Source organism: Vibrio penaeicida (assembly GCF_002933855.1).
GTDB lineage: Bacteria > Pseudomonadota > Gammaproteobacteria > Enterobacterales > Vibrionaceae > Vibrio > Vibrio penaeicida_A.
The window spans coordinates 54,405-71,620 of the sequence record NZ_BFAQ01000019.1; the positions used below are offsets into that span (position 1 = coordinate 54,405).

14 protein-coding genes are annotated in these 17,216 nt (G+C 45.2%); 3 read left to right on the top strand and 11 right to left on the bottom strand.

The window, feature by feature from the left end; all coding sequences use genetic code 11:
- Positions 1–107: 107 nt before the first annotated feature.
- From VPNCDNU1_RS10700 to aspA, 6 genes are all read right to left on the bottom strand, one after another.
- The gene (locus VPNCDNU1_RS10700) at positions 108–1,451 is read right to left on the bottom strand and encodes a sigma-54-dependent transcriptional regulator (protein WP_104400325.1); all 1,344 of its coding nucleotides are present in this window, start codon (positions 1,449–1,451) and stop codon (positions 108–110) included.
- On the bottom strand, positions 1,433–3,433 hold the full coding sequence (locus tag VPNCDNU1_RS10705) for an ATP-binding protein (RefSeq protein ID WP_104400326.1): 2,001 nt from the start codon (positions 3,431–3,433) through the stop codon (positions 1,433–1,435). Before VPNCDNU1_RS10705 ends, VPNCDNU1_RS10700 begins: the two co-directional genes overlap by 19 nt.
- Positions 3,430–4,662, bottom strand: a complete 1,233-nt coding sequence (locus VPNCDNU1_RS10710; protein ID WP_104400327.1) for an ABC transporter substrate-binding protein — start codon at positions 4,660–4,662, stop codon at positions 3,430–3,432. The genes VPNCDNU1_RS10705 and VPNCDNU1_RS10710 overlap by 4 nt, the downstream gene beginning before the upstream one ends.
- A 128-nt stretch (positions 4,663–4,790) precedes the next feature.
- A complete protein-coding gene (locus VPNCDNU1_RS10715) occupies positions 4,791–6,623 on the bottom strand; it encodes a protein-disulfide reductase DsbD (RefSeq protein ID WP_371410788.1) in 1,833 nt (610 codons plus the stop codon).
- Positions 6,624–7,015: 392 nt separating this feature from the next.
- On the bottom strand, positions 7,016–8,317 hold the full coding sequence (locus tag VPNCDNU1_RS10725) for an anaerobic C4-dicarboxylate transporter (protein WP_104400329.1): 1,302 nt from the start codon (positions 8,315–8,317) through the stop codon (positions 7,016–7,018).
- A 235-nt stretch (positions 8,318–8,552) separates the two neighbouring features.
- Complete coding sequence (gene aspA / locus VPNCDNU1_RS10730) at positions 8,553–10,007, bottom strand: aspartate ammonia-lyase (RefSeq protein WP_104400330.1); 1,455 nt, start codon at positions 10,005–10,007, stop codon at positions 8,553–8,555.
- 281 nt (positions 10,008–10,288) lie between these two features.
- Here aspA and VPNCDNU1_RS10735 point away from each other — a divergent pair, with 281 nt between their 5' ends.
- Positions 10,289–10,807, top strand: coding sequence for an FxsA family protein (locus tag VPNCDNU1_RS10735; RefSeq protein ID WP_104400331.1), 519 nt, complete (start codon positions 10,289–10,291; stop codon positions 10,805–10,807).
- Between the two features lie 128 nt (positions 10,808–10,935).
- On the opposite strand, the gene VPNCDNU1_RS10740 is transcribed toward VPNCDNU1_RS10735, so the two are convergent.
- From VPNCDNU1_RS10740 to VPNCDNU1_RS10755, 4 genes are all read right to left on the bottom strand, one after another.
- Positions 10,936–11,412, bottom strand: a complete 477-nt coding sequence (locus VPNCDNU1_RS10740; protein WP_104400332.1) for a tRNA (cytidine(34)-2'-O)-methyltransferase — start codon at positions 11,410–11,412, stop codon at positions 10,936–10,938.
- Between the two features lie 111 nt (positions 11,413–11,523).
- A complete protein-coding gene (locus VPNCDNU1_RS10745; RefSeq protein ID WP_101111252.1) occupies positions 11,524–12,135 on the bottom strand; it encodes a superoxide dismutase in 612 nt (203 codons plus the stop codon).
- Between the two features lie 111 nt (positions 12,136–12,246).
- Positions 12,247–13,659 carry an envelope stress sensor histidine kinase CpxA gene (gene cpxA / locus VPNCDNU1_RS10750; protein ID WP_104400333.1) on the bottom strand — a complete coding sequence of 471 codons (1,413 nt, stop codon included), beginning with the start codon at positions 13,657–13,659 and terminating at the stop codon, positions 12,247–12,249.
- Complete coding sequence (locus tag VPNCDNU1_RS10755) at positions 13,659–14,351, bottom strand: response regulator (protein ID WP_104400334.1); 693 nt, start codon at positions 14,349–14,351, stop codon at positions 13,659–13,661. The genes cpxA and VPNCDNU1_RS10755 overlap by 1 nt, the downstream gene beginning before the upstream one ends.
- A gap of 182 nt (positions 14,352–14,533) precedes the next feature.
- On the opposite strand from VPNCDNU1_RS10755, the gene VPNCDNU1_RS10760 reads away from it, so the two are divergent.
- A complete protein-coding gene (locus tag VPNCDNU1_RS10760) occupies positions 14,534–15,034 on the top strand; it encodes a CpxP family protein (protein ID WP_104400388.1) in 501 nt (166 codons plus the stop codon).
- 319 nt (positions 15,035–15,353) lie between these two features.
- Here VPNCDNU1_RS10760 and VPNCDNU1_RS10765 read toward each other — a convergent pair whose 3' ends face one another.
- Complete coding sequence (locus VPNCDNU1_RS10765; protein WP_104400335.1) at positions 15,354–15,713, bottom strand: hypothetical protein; 360 nt, start codon at positions 15,711–15,713, stop codon at positions 15,354–15,356.
- Between the two features lie 287 nt (positions 15,714–16,000).
- Here VPNCDNU1_RS10765 and fieF point away from each other — a divergent pair, with 287 nt between their 5' ends.
- Positions 16,001–16,909, top strand: a complete 909-nt coding sequence (gene fieF, locus VPNCDNU1_RS10770; protein ID WP_104400336.1) for a CDF family cation-efflux transporter FieF — start codon at positions 16,001–16,003, stop codon at positions 16,907–16,909.
- Positions 16,910–17,216 lie beyond the last annotated feature (307 nt).

The window sequence follows — 17,216 nt, forward strand, 5'->3', positions numbered from 1 at the left end:
TGTTAAATTTAAATTAATTCCTTTAATTTTAGTGGTTTATGGTTTTTCGACTTCTTGCAGTGTGTCAAATGACGACGAATGTGATCTATGAGTAGGTCACCGATGACCTACTCTTCTGGCAAAACGTAATCTTCTTTTTTCAAGCCATACTTTTTCATTCTTAAGTACAGATTCTTACGTGGGATATCTAAATGTTCTGCTGTTGCGCCAATATGGCCATCAAATTGAATCAAGGTATGGTGAAGGACAGAAAACTCAAATTGTGTCATCTGATGCGCCAAACTGTGACATTCTTGCTGGTTACTGGTGAAGATAAGATCCGATATGCCCAAAACGATCCGATCTGCTTCGTTCATCAGTTCGCGCACATTCCCTGGCCAGTCGTGAGACATGAGATGCTGGAAATGCATCGGCGTTAGGGTGGGGGCTTTCTGCCCAAGGCGTTTTTCGGCGCCGTGAATGAAATACCCTAATAGCATCGGGATATCGGACTTACGGTCTCGCAGTGGTGGGATGTCTAGGTTGGCGACGTTTAGGCGGTAGTACAAATCTTGTCTGAAAACGCCTCGTTGTGATAGGTCGAATAAGTCGTCTTTTGAAGCGGAAAGAACTTTCAAATCAACCTTAACGACTTGATTACTGCCCACTCGTTCTAGCTCACCTTCTTGAATGACTCGCAGTAAACGGATTTGAGCGGACAACGGCATGCTTTCTATTTCATCGAGAAATAAGGTTCCGCCAGAAGCGTACTCTATTTTGCCGATCCGTTTTTTACTGGCTCCGGTAAAGCTGCCTGCTTCATGACCAAACAGCTCCGATTCAATCAGATTTTCTGGCATAGCGCCGCAATTAATGGCGACAAATGGCTTATCGCTGCGTTCAGACTGGCTGTGTAAGGTACGGGCGATTTTCTCTTTGCCTGTGCCCGTTTCTCCGTTGATCACAATGTTGACGTCGGCATTAGCGAGGGTCATTAACCGGCTTTTGAGTTTCTGCATGGAATCGGATTCGCCAATGAGCAGTTCATCCAATGTGATGTTACGAGGATTCCTTTGTTTCAGCCTTCGGTTCTCGAGCGTGAGGGCGCGATGCTGAATGGCTTTGGTTGCGAGCCCGATAAGGTGCTCTGGTCTGAGCGGTTTTTCGACAAAATCAAAGGCACCTTGTTTAATACATTGCAACGCGGTTTCGATGTCCGCATGACCTGAAATCAGAATCACGGGCAGCTCCGCGTCGAGTTGCTGTAGGTGTTGTAAGAACGTCATGCCATCCATGTTGGGCATTCTGATGTCTGAAATGACAATGCTATTGGCGTTATATTGAATGCAAGGAAGTGCCTTGTCGGCAGAGGCAAATGCCGTGACGATCATGTCATTCAGTTCTAGGATCTCGTTCAGGCTTTCTCTGAGTTCTTTATCGTCTTCCACCAGTACTACATGGGTTTGAGACATACCATGACCTCCGTTCCCTTGTTCATTTCAGACTGCACAAAGATCGTGCCGCCGAAATCTTGAATTATGTTATGTGTTATCGACATCCCGAGCCCTAAGCCGCTGCCCACCTCTTTTGTGGTGAAGAAAGGTTCAAAGATTTGGTCGATTTGTTCTTGAGTCATACCACACCCATTATCGGTGATGCACAGGTTGATCCAGTCGGTCGATTGATGGGCTGAAATGGAAATAGAGGGATGAAATTCATCGTCTCCTAGTCTCTGCTGAATGGCATCTAAGCTATTGCTGATGGCGTTGACCAAAACCTGCTCTAGCCGTATTTCGTTGGCACGAACGCATAAATCGGCTGGAATATCGATGGTGACCCAATCCTCTGGCAAGCTTTCTGTGAATAAATCTATGGCGTTGACCACCGCTTTGGATACGTAGGTTCTTTGGGTTACGTCGTCTGTTTTGCGAGCAAAGGATTTAAGGTGTTGACAGAGTTTTGTCGCTCTGTCGGTGATGCGATCTATTCGGTCCAATTTTTCTTGCGCTTGCTCTGGTTGCTGTTTACTTAAGTACTGAGAGGCGAGATAGCTGTTCGAACGAATGGCGGCTAATGGTTGGCTAAATTCATGCACGATGCCTGAGGTTAGTTGCCCGAGCACGGCCAGTTTGGCGGCTTGAACCAATTCTTCTTGGGTTTCTTTTAAATTGTTTTCTGCTTGCTGGCGCTGCTCTATTTCATCTAAAAGCTGGTGGTTTTTTTCTTCTAGAGCACTGGTACGTTGCCTCAATTGCCTTGCGGTTTGGTTAAATACATTGGTGGCGTGCGCCAACGAGGCCACTTCATCTTGCCCCGCTATTTTTAACGGTGTTTGCAACTCGCCTTGCGCCAAATGTCGCATGCTTCGAAGTACGGTGGCTAATCGGCTGAGGAGCTGGTTTTTAAGGTACAAAGCAACAAATATCGTCAGTATGGCAATAGTGCCAATGGTGACGTTGAGTTGAGTTCGGCTGGTGTTCACTATCTCGGTAATACTGCTTGCGGTATTGGTTGCCTGTGCTTCGGCTTCGCGCACGGCTTCTGAAATGAACTGGCGAATGCTTTGAATGAGTGCTCTGTTTTGAGCAAGCAATTCTTGGTTCCCTTCATCGAGAGATAATACTCTGAGTGCTCGCTGAATAGGGGTATTACTCCCAGTAACATGGTCGTTGAGCTGCGACGCAATTTGACGAATGGTAACCGTACTAGGAAGTGGCTTGAGTGCGCTGATTTGCTGATAAATGGTGACCATGGTTTCATCGATCATGCTTTGCGCTGCCAAAATGTCGGTTTGGCTTGAAAATAGAGAGACACGCTGGAGCAGATCCAGCACCAGGTTTACATCGGCTTCTAGCTTTAAAAGCTGGCTCTGACTGTTGCTCTCAAATTGAAGAGAGGCAAATTCCGATTTAGACAACACCTGACTCTTTTCGAGCTTGTCCATTAACAGTCCGAGGTTGAACTGGCTTTCTTCCGTAAGCGGAATGACTTCATCGACAAAATCGATTTGTGTCCAATAGAGCTGTTGCCTAAGTTGTTGCTGGCGTTCTTGAATCAGCAGTTTCTGCTCGGTATTGGCATAGATTTTACGAATGTTTTCCTTGAGTTCCGAAGCGAGCCGTTGCATTTCTTGATGATGTTTGGGAGACAGCTTTTGTGGATCTAAACTGCTCAGCTTGGGAAGCGTATTTTGTAAAATTTGATTGGCCTCCTGAAGCGCACTGGCGGACTTGGCTAATGCCAAGTGAGTAGCGTCTGTCGTTATCTGACCGCCCAACTCTGCAAACTTGGCAGCGGCGACCATAACCGGAAGCTGTTTTTGCCCCCAAGTTTCTGAAGAGGAGGCGAGGTGTTGGAGTGTGACGACGTTAGATACCACCATGCCGATGGCAAGACAGCCTAGCGCCATAAAAAGTGCAAAGATTCTAAGCGCGATACTGTGGCGTTTTTTCATGGGGAAACCTCACGAGAAAGCTGCTCTAGCTCGGATATGGCGGACTCTAGATCAGTATTCATTTGCGATTGCCATAGCCCCGTTATTCGCTGATAAAAATCTTCATAGCGGTGCACGCTACTGAGTTTTTGGTTGAGAGTAGGGTCGGAAGCAACGCCTTCTTCGACAGGAATTTGGCTAATTGACGCCCATATGTCGTCTAATTTTTGTTTTTGGGGCGATGAGAGGGGGTGCTGGTGGATGTGATGCCATGCGACCCAAAACCGATGTAAAGCATCTAGCCGGTTCGTGATCCATTGGTCGAACAAAGCGTTGACGGTGTGATATCGGCTGGCGGAAAGCTCGCTATTGAAATCTGACGTACCACTTTTTTCTGCCATCTCAACGCCCACTTTAAAAGGAATTCGATTGATGTTGGGTTGGTTGAGCAAAGCCTGCCCCTCATCAGACAATATGAAATCAACAAAGGTATGGCGAATAGCATTCGAAGGAGACTGCTTGGTGATGCCGATTTGTGCCGGAATAAGTGGCGAATTGGGGAACGGATGAAACCCAACCGGAGCTTGATTGGCTAATGCGCTGCGGTAGAAAAAGTCGACCACAGGGGCAACGGTAAAGCGCTGCCTTAAAATTCCTTCTCGTACGCCAAAACTGCGCGCGGTAATGGTGCTTAGGTTTCCTCCGAGTTTTAACAATAGTTTCCAGCCTTCTTCCCAGCCGTATTGCTGTAATACGAGCTCGATAACCAGATGGTTGGTGCCGGAGCGAGAAGGCGCACTCATGGCTATTTGATTTTGAAAACTTTCAGAGGTGATCACTTCCCAGCTGGTGGGTGTGGGTAGATTGATCTGTTCAAGTCTCTCGGTATTCCAAAAGAAACCAAACTGCGACCATGCAAAGGTATGACTCTGCTGGATGAAGCCTGCAATGGCAAGCTGAGCCATGGCATCGGATGAGCTGAGCCAAATGAGGTCGGCATTTGGGTTTCGGCGCTGTTCTAAGTGCGCCATTAAAGCGGGTGTTTTTTTATTGATGAAGCGAAGGTGAGTATTGGGGTATTTATCCTGAAACGCCTCTCGAATAGGAGAGTAAAAGCTTTCTGGAAATGAAGTGAGCACTACAATGTCGTTTGATTGGATATTACTGGCAACGGCCATATTCTGGGGCGTTACCAGTGTGGAAAATACCCACCCCAAACTTACACACAATGTGTAGATAATCCGTTTCATGATAAAAAAACTCAGTTACGTCACTGAGATTATTATGTTGAAAATTTGAGCTTTTAACAGAAATGAAACAAAAAAATGTGAGCCCGAAAAATCGGGCTCACATTGAGATGTTTGCTTTGCTGGAGCGGTTACAGTACGTTTAAGTGTGCAAGAAATGGTTCGGCTGGCATAAAGCCAGTGAGGCGCGCATTCGGCAAATATTCCCCATTTGCGTCCCAAAACTCAATGGTGGGCAAGCCCAATACTTCGAGTTTCTGCAGCAATTCAATGTCTTCTGGCATGCTTCTCGTGACATCGGCTTGAAGCAATACATAGCCCTGCAGTTTTGCTTCCACTTCAGGGGCGTGGAAGGTGTATTTTTCAAATTCTTTACACGCGACGCACCAATCGGCGTAGAAATCGAGCATGACGGGTTTCCCTGCCTGCTTGGCGGCTTCCAGTTCAGCTTCTAGCGCTGCAAGGTTTTTGACTCGTTTGAACGCCACCGTAGGCTCGGCTTGGGCAACCGCAGATGGGCTCCACCACTGAGAGAGAATAGGCTGTGCAGATGCGACAATTCCGAGCATGGCAATAATGCCGACTAAGCTTTGCTTCCAACCACCAAAGGGCAAACTGTTCTTCGCATGGTAAAGCCAGCCAAACGCGGCTAACCCGAGTAGCGACCACATAATTTGAATCCAGAGCTCTGGAAGAATTCGCTCAAGTAGGAAAATGGGTGCGGCAAGCAAAATGAATCCGAACATCACTTTCACGCGATCCATCCAACCTCCCGCTCTTGGCAGAAGCTTGTTACCAAAGACGGCAACCGCAATGAGTGGAATGCCCATACCGAGCGCTAGGGCATACAATGCAACGCCACCCGTGAGCATATCGCCGCTTTGAGCAACATACAAAAGTGCGCCAGACAGCGGAGCCGTGGTACAAGGTGAGCACACTAAACCTGAAATCGCACCCATAGCAAACACGCCAGCATTGCTGCCACCTTGTTGTTTATTGCTAAGGTTATTAAGCCAAGTTTGAACGCCGCTTGGTAATTGAAGGGTGTAAGCCCCAAACATGGAAGCGGAAAGGGCAATAAACAGCACACTTAAGCCAATCAACACATAGTGGTGCTGCATGGCAGCTTGGAATTGAAGCCCAGCTGATGCAACGACTAGCCCAAGAATAGTGTAGGTGAGCGCCATCCCTTGAACGTACACAAACGACAAGCCAAGCGCACGTTTCTGCGAGATTTGGCCACCGCCCAATACGATACTGGTAAGGATTGGGTACATCGGCAGAACACAAGGGGTGAAAGCTAAGCCTACACCCAAGGCAAAAAACAGTAATGGTGTCCACCAACTGTTAGCTAATTTGTCCGCAAACCCTGATTCTTGTGATTGTGAAATGGTGGATGAAGCAGGCGAGCTTTTGGATTCCGAACTTTTGGATTCCGAGTTATTTGATTTTGAGTTGCTAGGAGTTGCATTCACTGCACTTGATGAGTCATTCCCCCCTGTGGAAGTAAATGATGAAATCGGTACCGTACGAATTTCTGGCGGGTAGCAAAATCCTGCTTTTGCACAGCCTTGATAGCGGACTTCCAGCTCTGCGTTATTTGTAGCTGACAGTAGCGGCACGGTAACGGTGAGCGGAGAAGTATAGATTCGAACATCGCCAAAAAACTCGTCTTTGTACGGTTGACCATCTCGCATTTCAATTGAACCAATTTCGGCACCATTTGCAGAGACCGAAATACGTTCTTGATAAAGGTAGTATTCATCTTTGACCTGCCATTCAAGGCGAATGCGATCATTGTCTTGGAAAAAGTTAAACGGGAAGGCTTCGTCTACAGGGACAAATTGGTTCGGTGAGGTATCGAAGCTAGGCGTGAACCCTTGAGCATTGTTCGAAAACAAGTCAGCAGATGCTGGTGCAGTAAGCCACACACTCAATACTAGCCAATATAAAAATGATCGCAGAATTTTCATTACATTACTTGTCAAAAAATGAATACCTTATCAGACCTGATAGAGGCGCAATAAGTTTCATCATATACCCAAGTAACCTCAATATGCTAGGTTCAGCGAGTATTGCTTGGTTTTTAGGCAAGGCATTGATTTGGCGATTTAGTGGTTCTAAATCAAAAATCGATAACGCAGCATAAAAGCCAAGCAATCTCGCCCTTGGGAGCCTATCTTTTGTCTACTTTCATCGTCAAAAAGCTTTGATAGGATGGGTTTAAATAGAGAGGCTAGGACTGAGGCTGACGATAGAGCTCTGAATCCTGCATATTGAGGTCACTTGGGTATCATTGCGTTTAGCCGCAGAAAAAAAGGAGCGCAGTGCGCTCCTTTCCAAACTTTTGCGATGATTAAATCATCATGCCACCAAAGGCAAAGCCTAACGCAACAGCGGTTGTAATGGTGACTACCCCTGGGATGAAGAATGGGTGATTGAATACCCACTGCCCAATTCGAGTAGAGCCAGTGTCATCCATTTCAACTGCGGCCAGTAGTGTTGGGTAAGTTGGCAGAACAAACAAAGCACTAACTGCCGCAAAAGATGCCACAGCGGTTAATGGCGCAACGCCTATTGCTAATGCCGCTGGCATCAAAGCTGTGGTGGTCGCACCTTGCGAATAAAGCAACATTGATGCGAAGAACAAGGTAATGGCAAGCATCCATGGGTATTGCTCAAGAATGTGTGCCGACAGGTCTTTGATTTGGTCGATATGGCTTGAAACGAAGGTATCACCAAGCCAAGCAACACCAAGTACACACACACATGCGCTCATGCCGGATTTGAACGTTGCGGCGTTGGCAATGTTCGAAGCATCGATTTTAGTGATCATCACAATCGCTGTGGCAGCGGTCAGCATTAATGCCATAATGGCTTGGTTTCGACCAATTGCTGGGTTTTCAATTAAACCGACAGCGTTTGAAATCATAGTAGCGTACGCGACAACCGCAACAATGGCTGCAAAGAATATATAGACGGAGGTTTTTGCTGTTGGCAAGATTTCACGCTTTTGCGTGCCTTTCATTTTGATCAGCCCTTTCGCCAAACGATCCTGATAAATAGGATCATCTTTTAGCTCGCTGCCTAGGAAGTTAGATACAAATGCGCCAACCATGCACGCTACGAACGTAGTTGGAATACACACCGCCAGTAACGTTAGGTAACCCACTCCGAGTGGTTCCAGAATACCAGAGAAAAACACCACTGCCGCTGAAATAGGCGAAGCGGTAATGGCGATTTGAGAAGCTACAACGGCGATGGAAAGTGGGCGTGATGGACGAACGCCTTGTTCTTTTGCTACCTCAGCGATCACAGGTAATGTGGAAAATGCAGTGTGCCCAGTTCCAGCTAACAGTGTCATTAGGTAGGTAACAACCGGGGCATAAAATGTAATGTGTTTCGGGTTCTTTCGAAGAAACTGTTCAGCCAGATCGACCAACCAGTCCATACCACCTGCCACTTGCATGGCGGCAATCGCAGTAATTACCGATGCAATGATCAAAATGACATCGACAGGAATATTGCCAGCTGGGACACCCAGCACCATGGTTAACGCAACGACACCTGCACCACCAGCGAAGCCAATGCCGATACCTCCGATTCTTGCTCCTAAATAAATAAAGAGCAGGACTACTAACAACTCGACCATAATCATACGTCGTACCTTATCTTAAATTCCAAGTGGAAAATCCCTCTTTTGTTAGAAAAAGAAGGATAAAAATCAGCATAAAAATTTATAGAGTGCTGAAAACGGCGCAGACTATAGCAGATGGCTAGGTATAATAGGACTGATATAAAACAAACTTGTGCTAATTGGCGCTATTGTCAGCAAACATTGTCAGCAAAACTCATTAGGCAGAAAACAAAATGGGACCTTTGGTCCCATTCATTTAGTTAAATCGTTTGGCTTTGTACTTAGGGTGCATAAGGTTCTCCACCGAGAAGATATCGTCTAATTCTTCTTCTGTAAGTAAGCCCCTTTCTAGCACCACATCTCTTACGCTTTTACCTGTTTCAGCACAGATTTTCCCTACGATATCGCCTTCATGGTGACCAATATATGGGTTGAGGTAGGTGACAATGCCTATCGAGTTGTACACATGGCTTTCGCAGACTTCTTTATTAACAGTAATGCCATCGATGCACTTATCGCGCAGGTTAACGCACGCGTTGGTTAGGATTTCCAAAGATTCAAACATACTTTGGGCGATAACAGGCTCCATCACGTTGAGCTGAAGCTGGCCACCCTCTGCGGCAAAAGAGACGGTGTTGTCGTTACCGAGCACTTTGAAGCAAACTTGGTTAACCACTTCAGGTACAACTGGGTTCACCTTGGCAGGCATAATGGATGAGCCCGCTTGCAGTTCAGGCAGATTGAGCTCGTTGAGACCAGCACGAGGTCCTGAAGACAACAGGCGTAAGTCATTACAGATCTTAGATAGCTTCACGGCGAGGCGTTTCAACGCACCGTGTATCATCACATACGCACCACAATCTGAGGTGGCTTCAATTAGATCTTCCGCTGGAACACAGTCTAACCCCGTTACTTGTGCCAAATGTTTGATCGCAGACGCTTGATAACCTTCGGCAGCGTTTAACCCTGTACCAATTGCCGTTGCGCCAATGTTGACTTCTAATAGCAACTTAGAGGTGTACTGAAGGTTGCGAATTTCCTCATTTAAGGTCACAGCCCAAGCGTGGAATTCTTGTCCAACCGTCATTGGCACCGCATCTTGCAGCTGAGTTCGACCCATTTTAAGGACATCATTGAACTCTTGGCTTTTCAGTTCAAACGCCCCTTTGAGGTATTCAATGGCGTCCACTAGTTTGCTGACACTGTTGTATACGGCGATACGAAAGCCCGTTGGGTACGCGCAGTTGGTCGACTGGCTTTTATTGACATGATCGTTCGGGTTAATGAATTCGTATTGCCCTTTTTCTTTGCCCATCAGTTCCAGCGCGAGGTTAGCTATCACCTCGTTGGTGTTCATGTTAACGGAGGTGCCAGCACCGCCTTGAAAGACGTCTGATGGAAATTGATCCATGCACTTGCCCGTTTCTAGTATGGCATCACAGGCTTGAATAATAGGGTTGGCGACTTCAGACGGAATGACACCGAGCTCTTTGTTTGCCAATGCGGCGGCTTTTTTGGTCATCACCATACCGCGCACAAATTCAGGTACATCAGAGATGGTGGCATTGGAAATATTAAAGTTCTCGATGGCTCTTAACGTGTGAATACCATAGTAAGCATCGGCGGGAACGTGACGTTGACCGAGGAGATCTTCTTCGATGCGAGTTGCAGTGTACGATGGGGTGTGATTAAGATCTAACGTCTTAGTCATAACAGGATCCTTAGGCTTTTATTGTAAGTATTGTTCTTGAATTAGCCACATCTGTTTTTAAGAATCCATTCATCAGAGTAAACGGCTGTTAATCGGTCCTGATGTAGCGACTATATTATCGAATTGGTGGCATAAAAATAGTAGCCGGATCACCTTTTGAGTCATTGAGTTGTCAACATTTCTTACAGAAGTTAACGGGGATCACAACATAAGTTTGATGTAGACAATTGTTGTTTGATTGGCAAAGCAATACACTGGCTGTAATTGCAACAGGAGGACTTGTGTTTCCGATACTTTTACTGCTTTTTATTGCCGTCCCAATCATAGAGATTGCCTTGTTTATTCAAGTGGGAGGCTTTTTAGGTTTATGGACGACCATCGGCTTAGTTTTGCTGACGGCGTTTGTCGGCGCGACATTGGTTCGTAGCCAAGGGCTTCAAACACTGATGTCTGTTCAAAATCGCCTTCAGCAAGGTGAATTACCTGCTCAGCAGATTGTTGAAGGTGTCATGCTCGCTGTGGCAGGTGTGCTTCTTCTTACTCCAGGGTTTATGACGGATGCGCTAGGCATGCTTGTGTTGTTGCCAGCACCGCGAGCAATCATTGCCAAACAGTTGATGAGCAAAGTAAAGGTTCAGAACTTCGGAAACGGTGGCGGTGGTTTCCATGCTCAAGGAGGCTTCCATCATCAAAACCCATTTGAACAAGATCCATTCCAACGAGATGACTCTTCTAAAGGAAATACCTTTGAAGGGGAATACAAGAACAAGGAAGACGACGATCGAAATCGCTTAAATTAAAGCCGCATATTGAGTTTAGTGTTGTCGGTCTACAATGATCGATTGAACATCTAGATATTCAAACAAGAAAGATGAAGGTAGCTGATTGCCTTCATCTTTTTTATGTCAGTTGCCAAAGCTCGTACTGGCTACAATGCGCCTTCAAATCCAAGCTGTCGCCACGCTTCAAATGCAATGATGGCGACGGCGTTAGACAAGTTTAAACTGCGACTGTCTGGCATCATAGGAATTCGGATGCGTTGTTCCATTGGAAGGCTATCAATGAAGTCTGCTGGGAGCCCACGTGACTCGGGGCCAAAAATCAGTACATCGCCATCTTTGAATTTCGCGTCTACGTGGTGCCCTGTGGTTTTTGTGGTACACGCAAACAAGCGGTAATCTTCACCGCGCTCTTCCATGTATTCGATGAATGCTTCCATGTTTTCATGGCGCTTTACACGGGCAAGATCGTGGTAATCCAAACCAGCACGTCTTACTTTCTTCTCTTCAAAATCAAAACCTAATGGTTCGATCAAATGGAGGTTTGAACCACAGTTGGCGGACAAGCGAATGATGTTGCCTGTATTAGGGGCAATTTCAGGCTCAAATAAAACGATATCCAGCATGATAAATCTTATGAATGAATTAAGTGAAGGGCATTATGGAGGAAGAAAAAAGAGCAAGCAAGGCGCTTACTCTTTCATACCGTAAGGCGTTATGTCGCCTGACGTTCAATATTACTTAGCTAGTGCTGCTGCGTAGTTTTGTGCAACGGCATCCCAGCTCACAACATTCCACCAAGCATCAATATACTCAGGGCGACGGTTTTGGTAGCTGATGTAGTAAGCGTGTTCCCATACATCTAGTGCTAGAACAGGTTCACCGCGATCAGCCGCTACGTCCATTAGAGGGTTGTCTTGATTGCTGGTTGAAGTAATAACCAATTTGCCATCTTTTACGATCAACCAAGCAAAGCCAGAACCAAATGTGTTGATTGCAGCTTGAGCAAATTGCTCTTTGAACGCATCAAAGCTGCCGAATGTTTCTGTGATCGCTTTGCCTAGATCGCCTTGTGGTTCACCACCAGCGTTAGGTGCCATGCAGTTCCAGTACACAACGTGGTTGTAGAAACCGCCACCGTTGTTGCGAACGGCTGGTGCTTGGCTAGAGATAGAATCAAAAATCGTTTCTAGAGATTGGTTCTCTAGATCTGAGCCTTTGATTGCCGCTGTGAATTTGTCAAAGTACGTACGGTGGTGCTTGCTGTAGTGTACTTCCATTGTTTTTGCATCGATGTACGGTTCCAGTGCGTCGTATGCGTACGGTAGTTCTGGGAATGTGTGTGACATTATTACTCTCCTTATTGTTACGTAATAATGTAATGATAATTGTTATCGTTATCAACTTGTGAATAGTAGGGATATATACCGAAAAGGCATATAAGTTCTCGTTTTACGACGTTATATTGCTTCAGTAATGGGTAATCTAATACACATTTTAAGCCCCCCAAGCGGGCTGGACTGTGCTTTTATGGTCCCATTATGCTGCCGAATCGCGCTTTCTGTGATCGCTAAGCCCAAGCCCGCACCACCAGAATGTCTGTCTCTTGCTGTCGATACTCGGTAGAAAGGTCGGAAAATGTCTTCCAGTTCTTCTTTTGGCACACCGTTACCATCATCATCGACGTCAATCTGTAGTTCACTGCCATTAAGTACAATCGATACTTGGATATTCTGGTTACCATAATGAATGGCGTTTCGAACGATGTTTTCCACCGCACTCATTAACAAGTTTGGATTACCGAATATGTAGGTGTTAGGTAAGGGGCTATCGCGCTCGGATCCATCATGGAAAGAACCATAACGCAGTATTTTGTCGTTTTGTTCGGCTTCGAATTGTGCATCTTTTAAGATTTCTTCCCACAGATCAACAACAGAGAGGCGCTCACGGTTTTCATGGCTGCGCACCTGCATACGTGACAGTTCCAATAGTTCACTGATCATCTGCTCTAATCGTTCGGCTTCGGTATCAATACGCTTAAGTTCGTCACTCGCTCCTTGTTTTCTGGTAGCAAGCGCATTGGCCATTCTCAGGCGAGTAAGGGGAGACCGAAGCTCGTGAGAAATGTCAGATAACAACCTTTGTTGACCAGTGATCATTTGATCAACAGCCAAAACCATTTGGTTAAAACTGGTTCCCGCTTGTTGAAACTCTCGGGTGCCTTTTTCCAAGTCAGGATCGGCGACAAATTCTCCTTTAGCGACTCGCTTAGCGGCTTTTTCCAAACGACGAGCTGGTTGACTAAGTGCCCATGCAAGCCAAAGCAAAAGAGGGGTGCTAGCGACCATGACAGCAAAAAGCAGCTGAAAGGGTTTGTCGAACAGTTGAAGTAAAAAAGGCGGTGTTTGATTCCATTTCATAGCATTGAATAACAAGACATCTTGATTTGCTATTTTTGCTGGGAATGGACCCGCTACCATCATTCGACCATACAATTTTTGCTGGGGCTGAATTTGGGTTAAATCCAGTTCAGTGATGTAGTTTTGCATTGCTTTGCGAATCGGACCGCGTTCTCGGGTGATCAAATTCCCCTCCAAATCGGTCAGGTAAATCAAAGGGCGCTTTCCATGATGTTTTGCCCCTCTATCGGCTAGTTTTCTTGCGACAGCATAAATGTTTGGGTGATCAGCGTATTTTTCTTCTAGTTTGCTGATCGATTGTTTAACACGATCAAAATGATCTTTAGGGATGTCATGAGGTTGGCGCGGGTCCAGAAAGGGTAAGATTAAAACCGCGATCAAAACCAACAGCATTGTAAGCCAGAAAATGGCAAAAATTCGCCCGTATAAGCTAGAGAAAAGAGGGATTCGCATTACCCTGCCTCCACCAACATATACCCGCGACCACGTAAAGTTTTTATGCGAGGCTTATCGTTGCTAAGTAAAGGGATTTTTTTACGAAGGTTTGATACGTGCATATCAATGGCGCGGTCGAAGGGTGCCAGTCGCTTACCCAGTACATCTAAACTGAGCATCTCTTTGGTGAGTGTTTCTCCTGGGTGTGCAATAAAGTGGCTGAGCAAGGCAAACTCAGTGGTGGTGAGATCGAGCAAAGCATCTCCACAATAAGCTTCTTGCTTACCAGGGAAGACTTTCAGATCTTGATAAGCAATACACTCCGGGTCTTTGCCGGTATTAGTATCTGATGTTTGAGTGCGCCGTAATATAGCACGAATACGAGCCATCAATTCACGATCTGAGAATGGCTTAGGCAGGTAGTCGTCGGCTCCCAATTCAAGCCCAATGACCCTGTCTATTTCTTCACCTTTGGCTGTGAGCATCAGTACTGGAGTTTGCCAGTTTTCACGCAATTTCTTAAGCATTTCCATGCCATTGAGCCTAGGCATCATGATATCCAGAAGAATTAAATCGACACTTTCATCCACTAATTCAAGCCCGACTAAACCATCGCAGGCTTGGCTTATTTGAAAGCCTTCAAAGGTCAGAATATCACTGAGTAGGCTGGTCAATTCTGTATCGTCATCCACTAATAGTATATGTGCCATTGTCGCCTCATTTACGGTTTTTCTATCTTCATGATACTCATATTTACTGTGTAACCAGAACTCTTTACGTTGATTTACGCTTTCTTCACGTTGCTTTACAACCCAGTTCGTATTCTATCCTCAAGCGCTGCAAATGCAGCACAACACACAAACGAATTCCAATGACGATCGAGGATACAATTATGAAACTAGCGAAAAAAATGGTTCTAATGGCAGCGGCACTTCCTTTAGTTTTAGGCAGCGCAAGTGCATGGGCTTTTGGTGGTAAAGGGCATCATAAAGGTGGTCACGATTTCGGCGGAAAGTGTGGTATGGGCATGGACAAACGTGTACTTCGCCAACTTGATTTAACCGATGATCAGAAATCGCAGCTCAAGCAATTGCGCGAAGATGCTAGAAACAATCGAAAAGGCAAATCAGAAGAAATGTTCGCCAAGATGCAATCGCACCAGCAAAACCTCCAACAATTAGTATTAGCTGATACGTTCGATGAAAATGCCGCGCAAGAATTGGCAACACAGATGGTAGAAGCTCAGACTGAAAAGCGTGTAAAAATGTTGGAGCAACAGCATAAAGCCATGAGTATCTTAACGGCAGAACAGAAGGTGAAACTTCAAGAGTTACAACAAGAAAAAGCCGCTAAGTGTGCTGAAAAATTTGCAGAACGTCACCAAGACGACTAGGCAAACTATACTTACGTGTATGTTGAGAGCAGCTTTCATGGTTAACACCGAGCAGTTAAGTGTTTGATCAGTTGAACGATCCTACAGATGGTTAACAATACCCTCAGAACTCTACGGGCTGAGGGTATTTTTTATGTTGGCGCACTGGCTCATTGATTATGCAGCTTCAGAATCTCTAGCATTGATTCAAAAAGAGCTGCCTCTTAAATGGATAGAGCAGGCGCTCGGCGTTACCAATAAAGCCTGTTTTAGGTGAAGAAAGCTGCCTGCTGAGCTCGTTGTTTGGTTACTTGTCAGTTAGATATTGAGCGCCGGTTAATTATGCTGAACACTCAAAATGTGTCGTTACATCGTATGTTGTTTTGTAGTTTGGATCTTCTAGTGTTTGCCCAATTTTCACAAGAGAATCGACAATTTGGCTACCTGTTTTTATTTCTTCAGGCAAAATCGTTTTAACATCTTGATTGATCACGAGTGGGTGTGAGTTCTCACCATAGCGTTTTTCGCACGTGGTATGAGCGTCGCTGTTAGAAACTCTTAATGCATTGGTTTTGTCTTGATCAGAGAAGTACGAGTTAAATGTACCATCTTGATTCTCAGTTACATTACCTTGAATTGTTGCACAGCCAGTCAATACAGCTGAAAAGCCAATAAGAGTGATGATTTTCTTGCTAAGCATTTTATTTTATATATCCATTGTGAATTTCGAGAGAGGTTTATATTTCAGTAGATGAATATCAATTCAATTTTCAATTCTGTTTGTCGTTTTGTGACTTAAATAGGAAATACATATAAAACAATGATATTTATTGGTTTTTACCGTGACTCATTCGTTAATAGGACATTGTAGGAGAGATTTGAGGTTTGATTCAGAAATTCGCTACAAGTAGGCATTAACTATTTTATACAAGACAGAAATTAAAGTAACGTGACTAGATTGAACGATTAATCCTGACCCATTCTCCAATGCAAAAATCTGATTATTCCAAACTTGTTACTACTGCGGCTTGGTTAGCAGCAGGGGTTGCGACCATACTACTGATCGTTAAAATCGCGGCTTGGTGGGTAACAGGCTCCGTTAGTTTGCTGGCTTCATTGATCGACTCATTATTGGATATAGCAGCTTCTGTCGTGAACCTCATCGTGGTGCGTTACTCTCTCCAACCTGCAGATAAAGAACACTCGTTTGGTCATGGAAAGGCTGAATCACTCGCCGCATTGGCACAGGCTATGTTTATTTCAGGCTCTGCTTGTTTTCTTATTTTGAATGGCGTGGATAGGTTCTTCCGACCTCATGAACTGCATTCTCCTGAACTAGGCGTGTATGTCAGTATGTTCGCCATACTGGTTACTGGCGGGTTAGTGGCATTTCAAAAGCATGTAGTCAAAAGGACGGGTAGCCAAGCTATTGCCGCTGATTCTCTTCACTATCAATCCGACCTTTACATGAACGCCGCTATTATCGTGGCGCTTGGGTTAAGCTGGTATGGAATAGGGCAAGCCGATGCTGTATTTGCGATTGGGATAGGTATTTTCATTCTTTCAAGCGCCATTCGCATGGTTTATACCGCAGTACAATCTCTGCTAGACAGGCAGCTTCCAGATGAGGAAATTGAAGACATTCATTCAATCACATGCTCTGTCAAAGGGGTGTTGGGTGCCCATCAAATCCGGACCCGAATGTCTGGTCCCGTCCGTTTTATCCAGCTTCATTTAGAGTTGGATGATCACATGCCGCTGATTGAAGCGCATCGCATTTCTGATGAAGTTGAACAAAAACTGCTCGAAAGATTCCCAGAAGGTGACATTCTGATCCACCAAGATCCAATTTCTGTTGTGCCATGGGCGAAAAATAAAGAAATCGAGCATGAGTAAGGAGATTCTTAGGTTTAAATCACTGGGGATTGGACGCTGTTAAGTTAATTATTACGAACCGTGAAAGAAAGAAGACAAATGGAAGATAATTAGCTATCTTTTGTGCAAACCACACAAACCACTATTGAACGTGATGTGAATCAACAAAGTTTAATAGCATAATTGTAATACTCTTTCATAAGTAGAAAAGTTTCAATAATCCGTTATGTGCGCCGTGTGGAGCGGAAATGTAACATAACGTGAATAAGATAAGATTTCGCCGAGAATGGCATTTAGAATTAGAGATTAGATTCCCAGATATCAGAGG

Excerpts from the sequence above, each read along its gene's own strand:
- VPNCDNU1_RS10700 (WP_104400325.1), bottom strand. The coding sequence starts at position 1,451 with ATGTCTCAAACCCATGTAGTACTGGTGGAAGACGATAAAGAACTCAGA.
- VPNCDNU1_RS10705 (WP_104400326.1), bottom strand. The coding sequence starts at position 3,433 with ATGAAAAAACGCCACAGTATCGCGCTTAGAATCTTTGCACTTTTTATG.
- VPNCDNU1_RS10710 (WP_104400327.1), bottom strand. The coding sequence starts at position 4,662 with ATGAAACGGATTATCTACACATTGTGTGTAAGTTTGGGGTGGGTATTT.
- VPNCDNU1_RS10725 (WP_104400329.1), bottom strand. The coding sequence starts at position 8,317 with ATGATTATGGTCGAGTTGTTAGTAGTCCTGCTCTTTATTTATTTAGGA.
- aspA (WP_104400330.1), bottom strand. The coding sequence starts at position 10,007 with ATGACTAAGACGTTAGATCTTAATCACACCCCATCGTACACTGCAACT.
- VPNCDNU1_RS10740 (WP_104400332.1), bottom strand. The coding sequence starts at position 11,412 with ATGCTGGATATCGTTTTATTTGAGCCTGAAATTGCCCCTAATACAGGC.
- VPNCDNU1_RS10745 (WP_101111252.1), bottom strand. The coding sequence starts at position 12,135 with ATGTCACACACATTCCCAGAACTACCGTACGCATACGACGCACTGGAA.
- cpxA (WP_104400333.1), bottom strand. The coding sequence starts at position 13,659 with ATGCGAATCCCTCTTTTCTCTAGCTTATACGGGCGAATTTTTGCCATT.
- VPNCDNU1_RS10755 (WP_104400334.1), bottom strand. The coding sequence starts at position 14,351 with ATGGCACATATACTATTAGTGGATGACGATACAGAATTGACCAGCCTA.
- VPNCDNU1_RS10760 (WP_104400388.1), top strand. The coding sequence starts at position 14,534 with ATGAAACTAGCGAAAAAAATGGTTCTAATGGCAGCGGCACTTCCTTTA.
- VPNCDNU1_RS10765 (WP_104400335.1), bottom strand. The coding sequence starts at position 15,713 with ATGCTTAGCAAGAAAATCATCACTCTTATTGGCTTTTCAGCTGTATTG.
- fieF (WP_104400336.1), top strand. The coding sequence starts at position 16,001 with ATGCAAAAATCTGATTATTCCAAACTTGTTACTACTGCGGCTTGGTTA.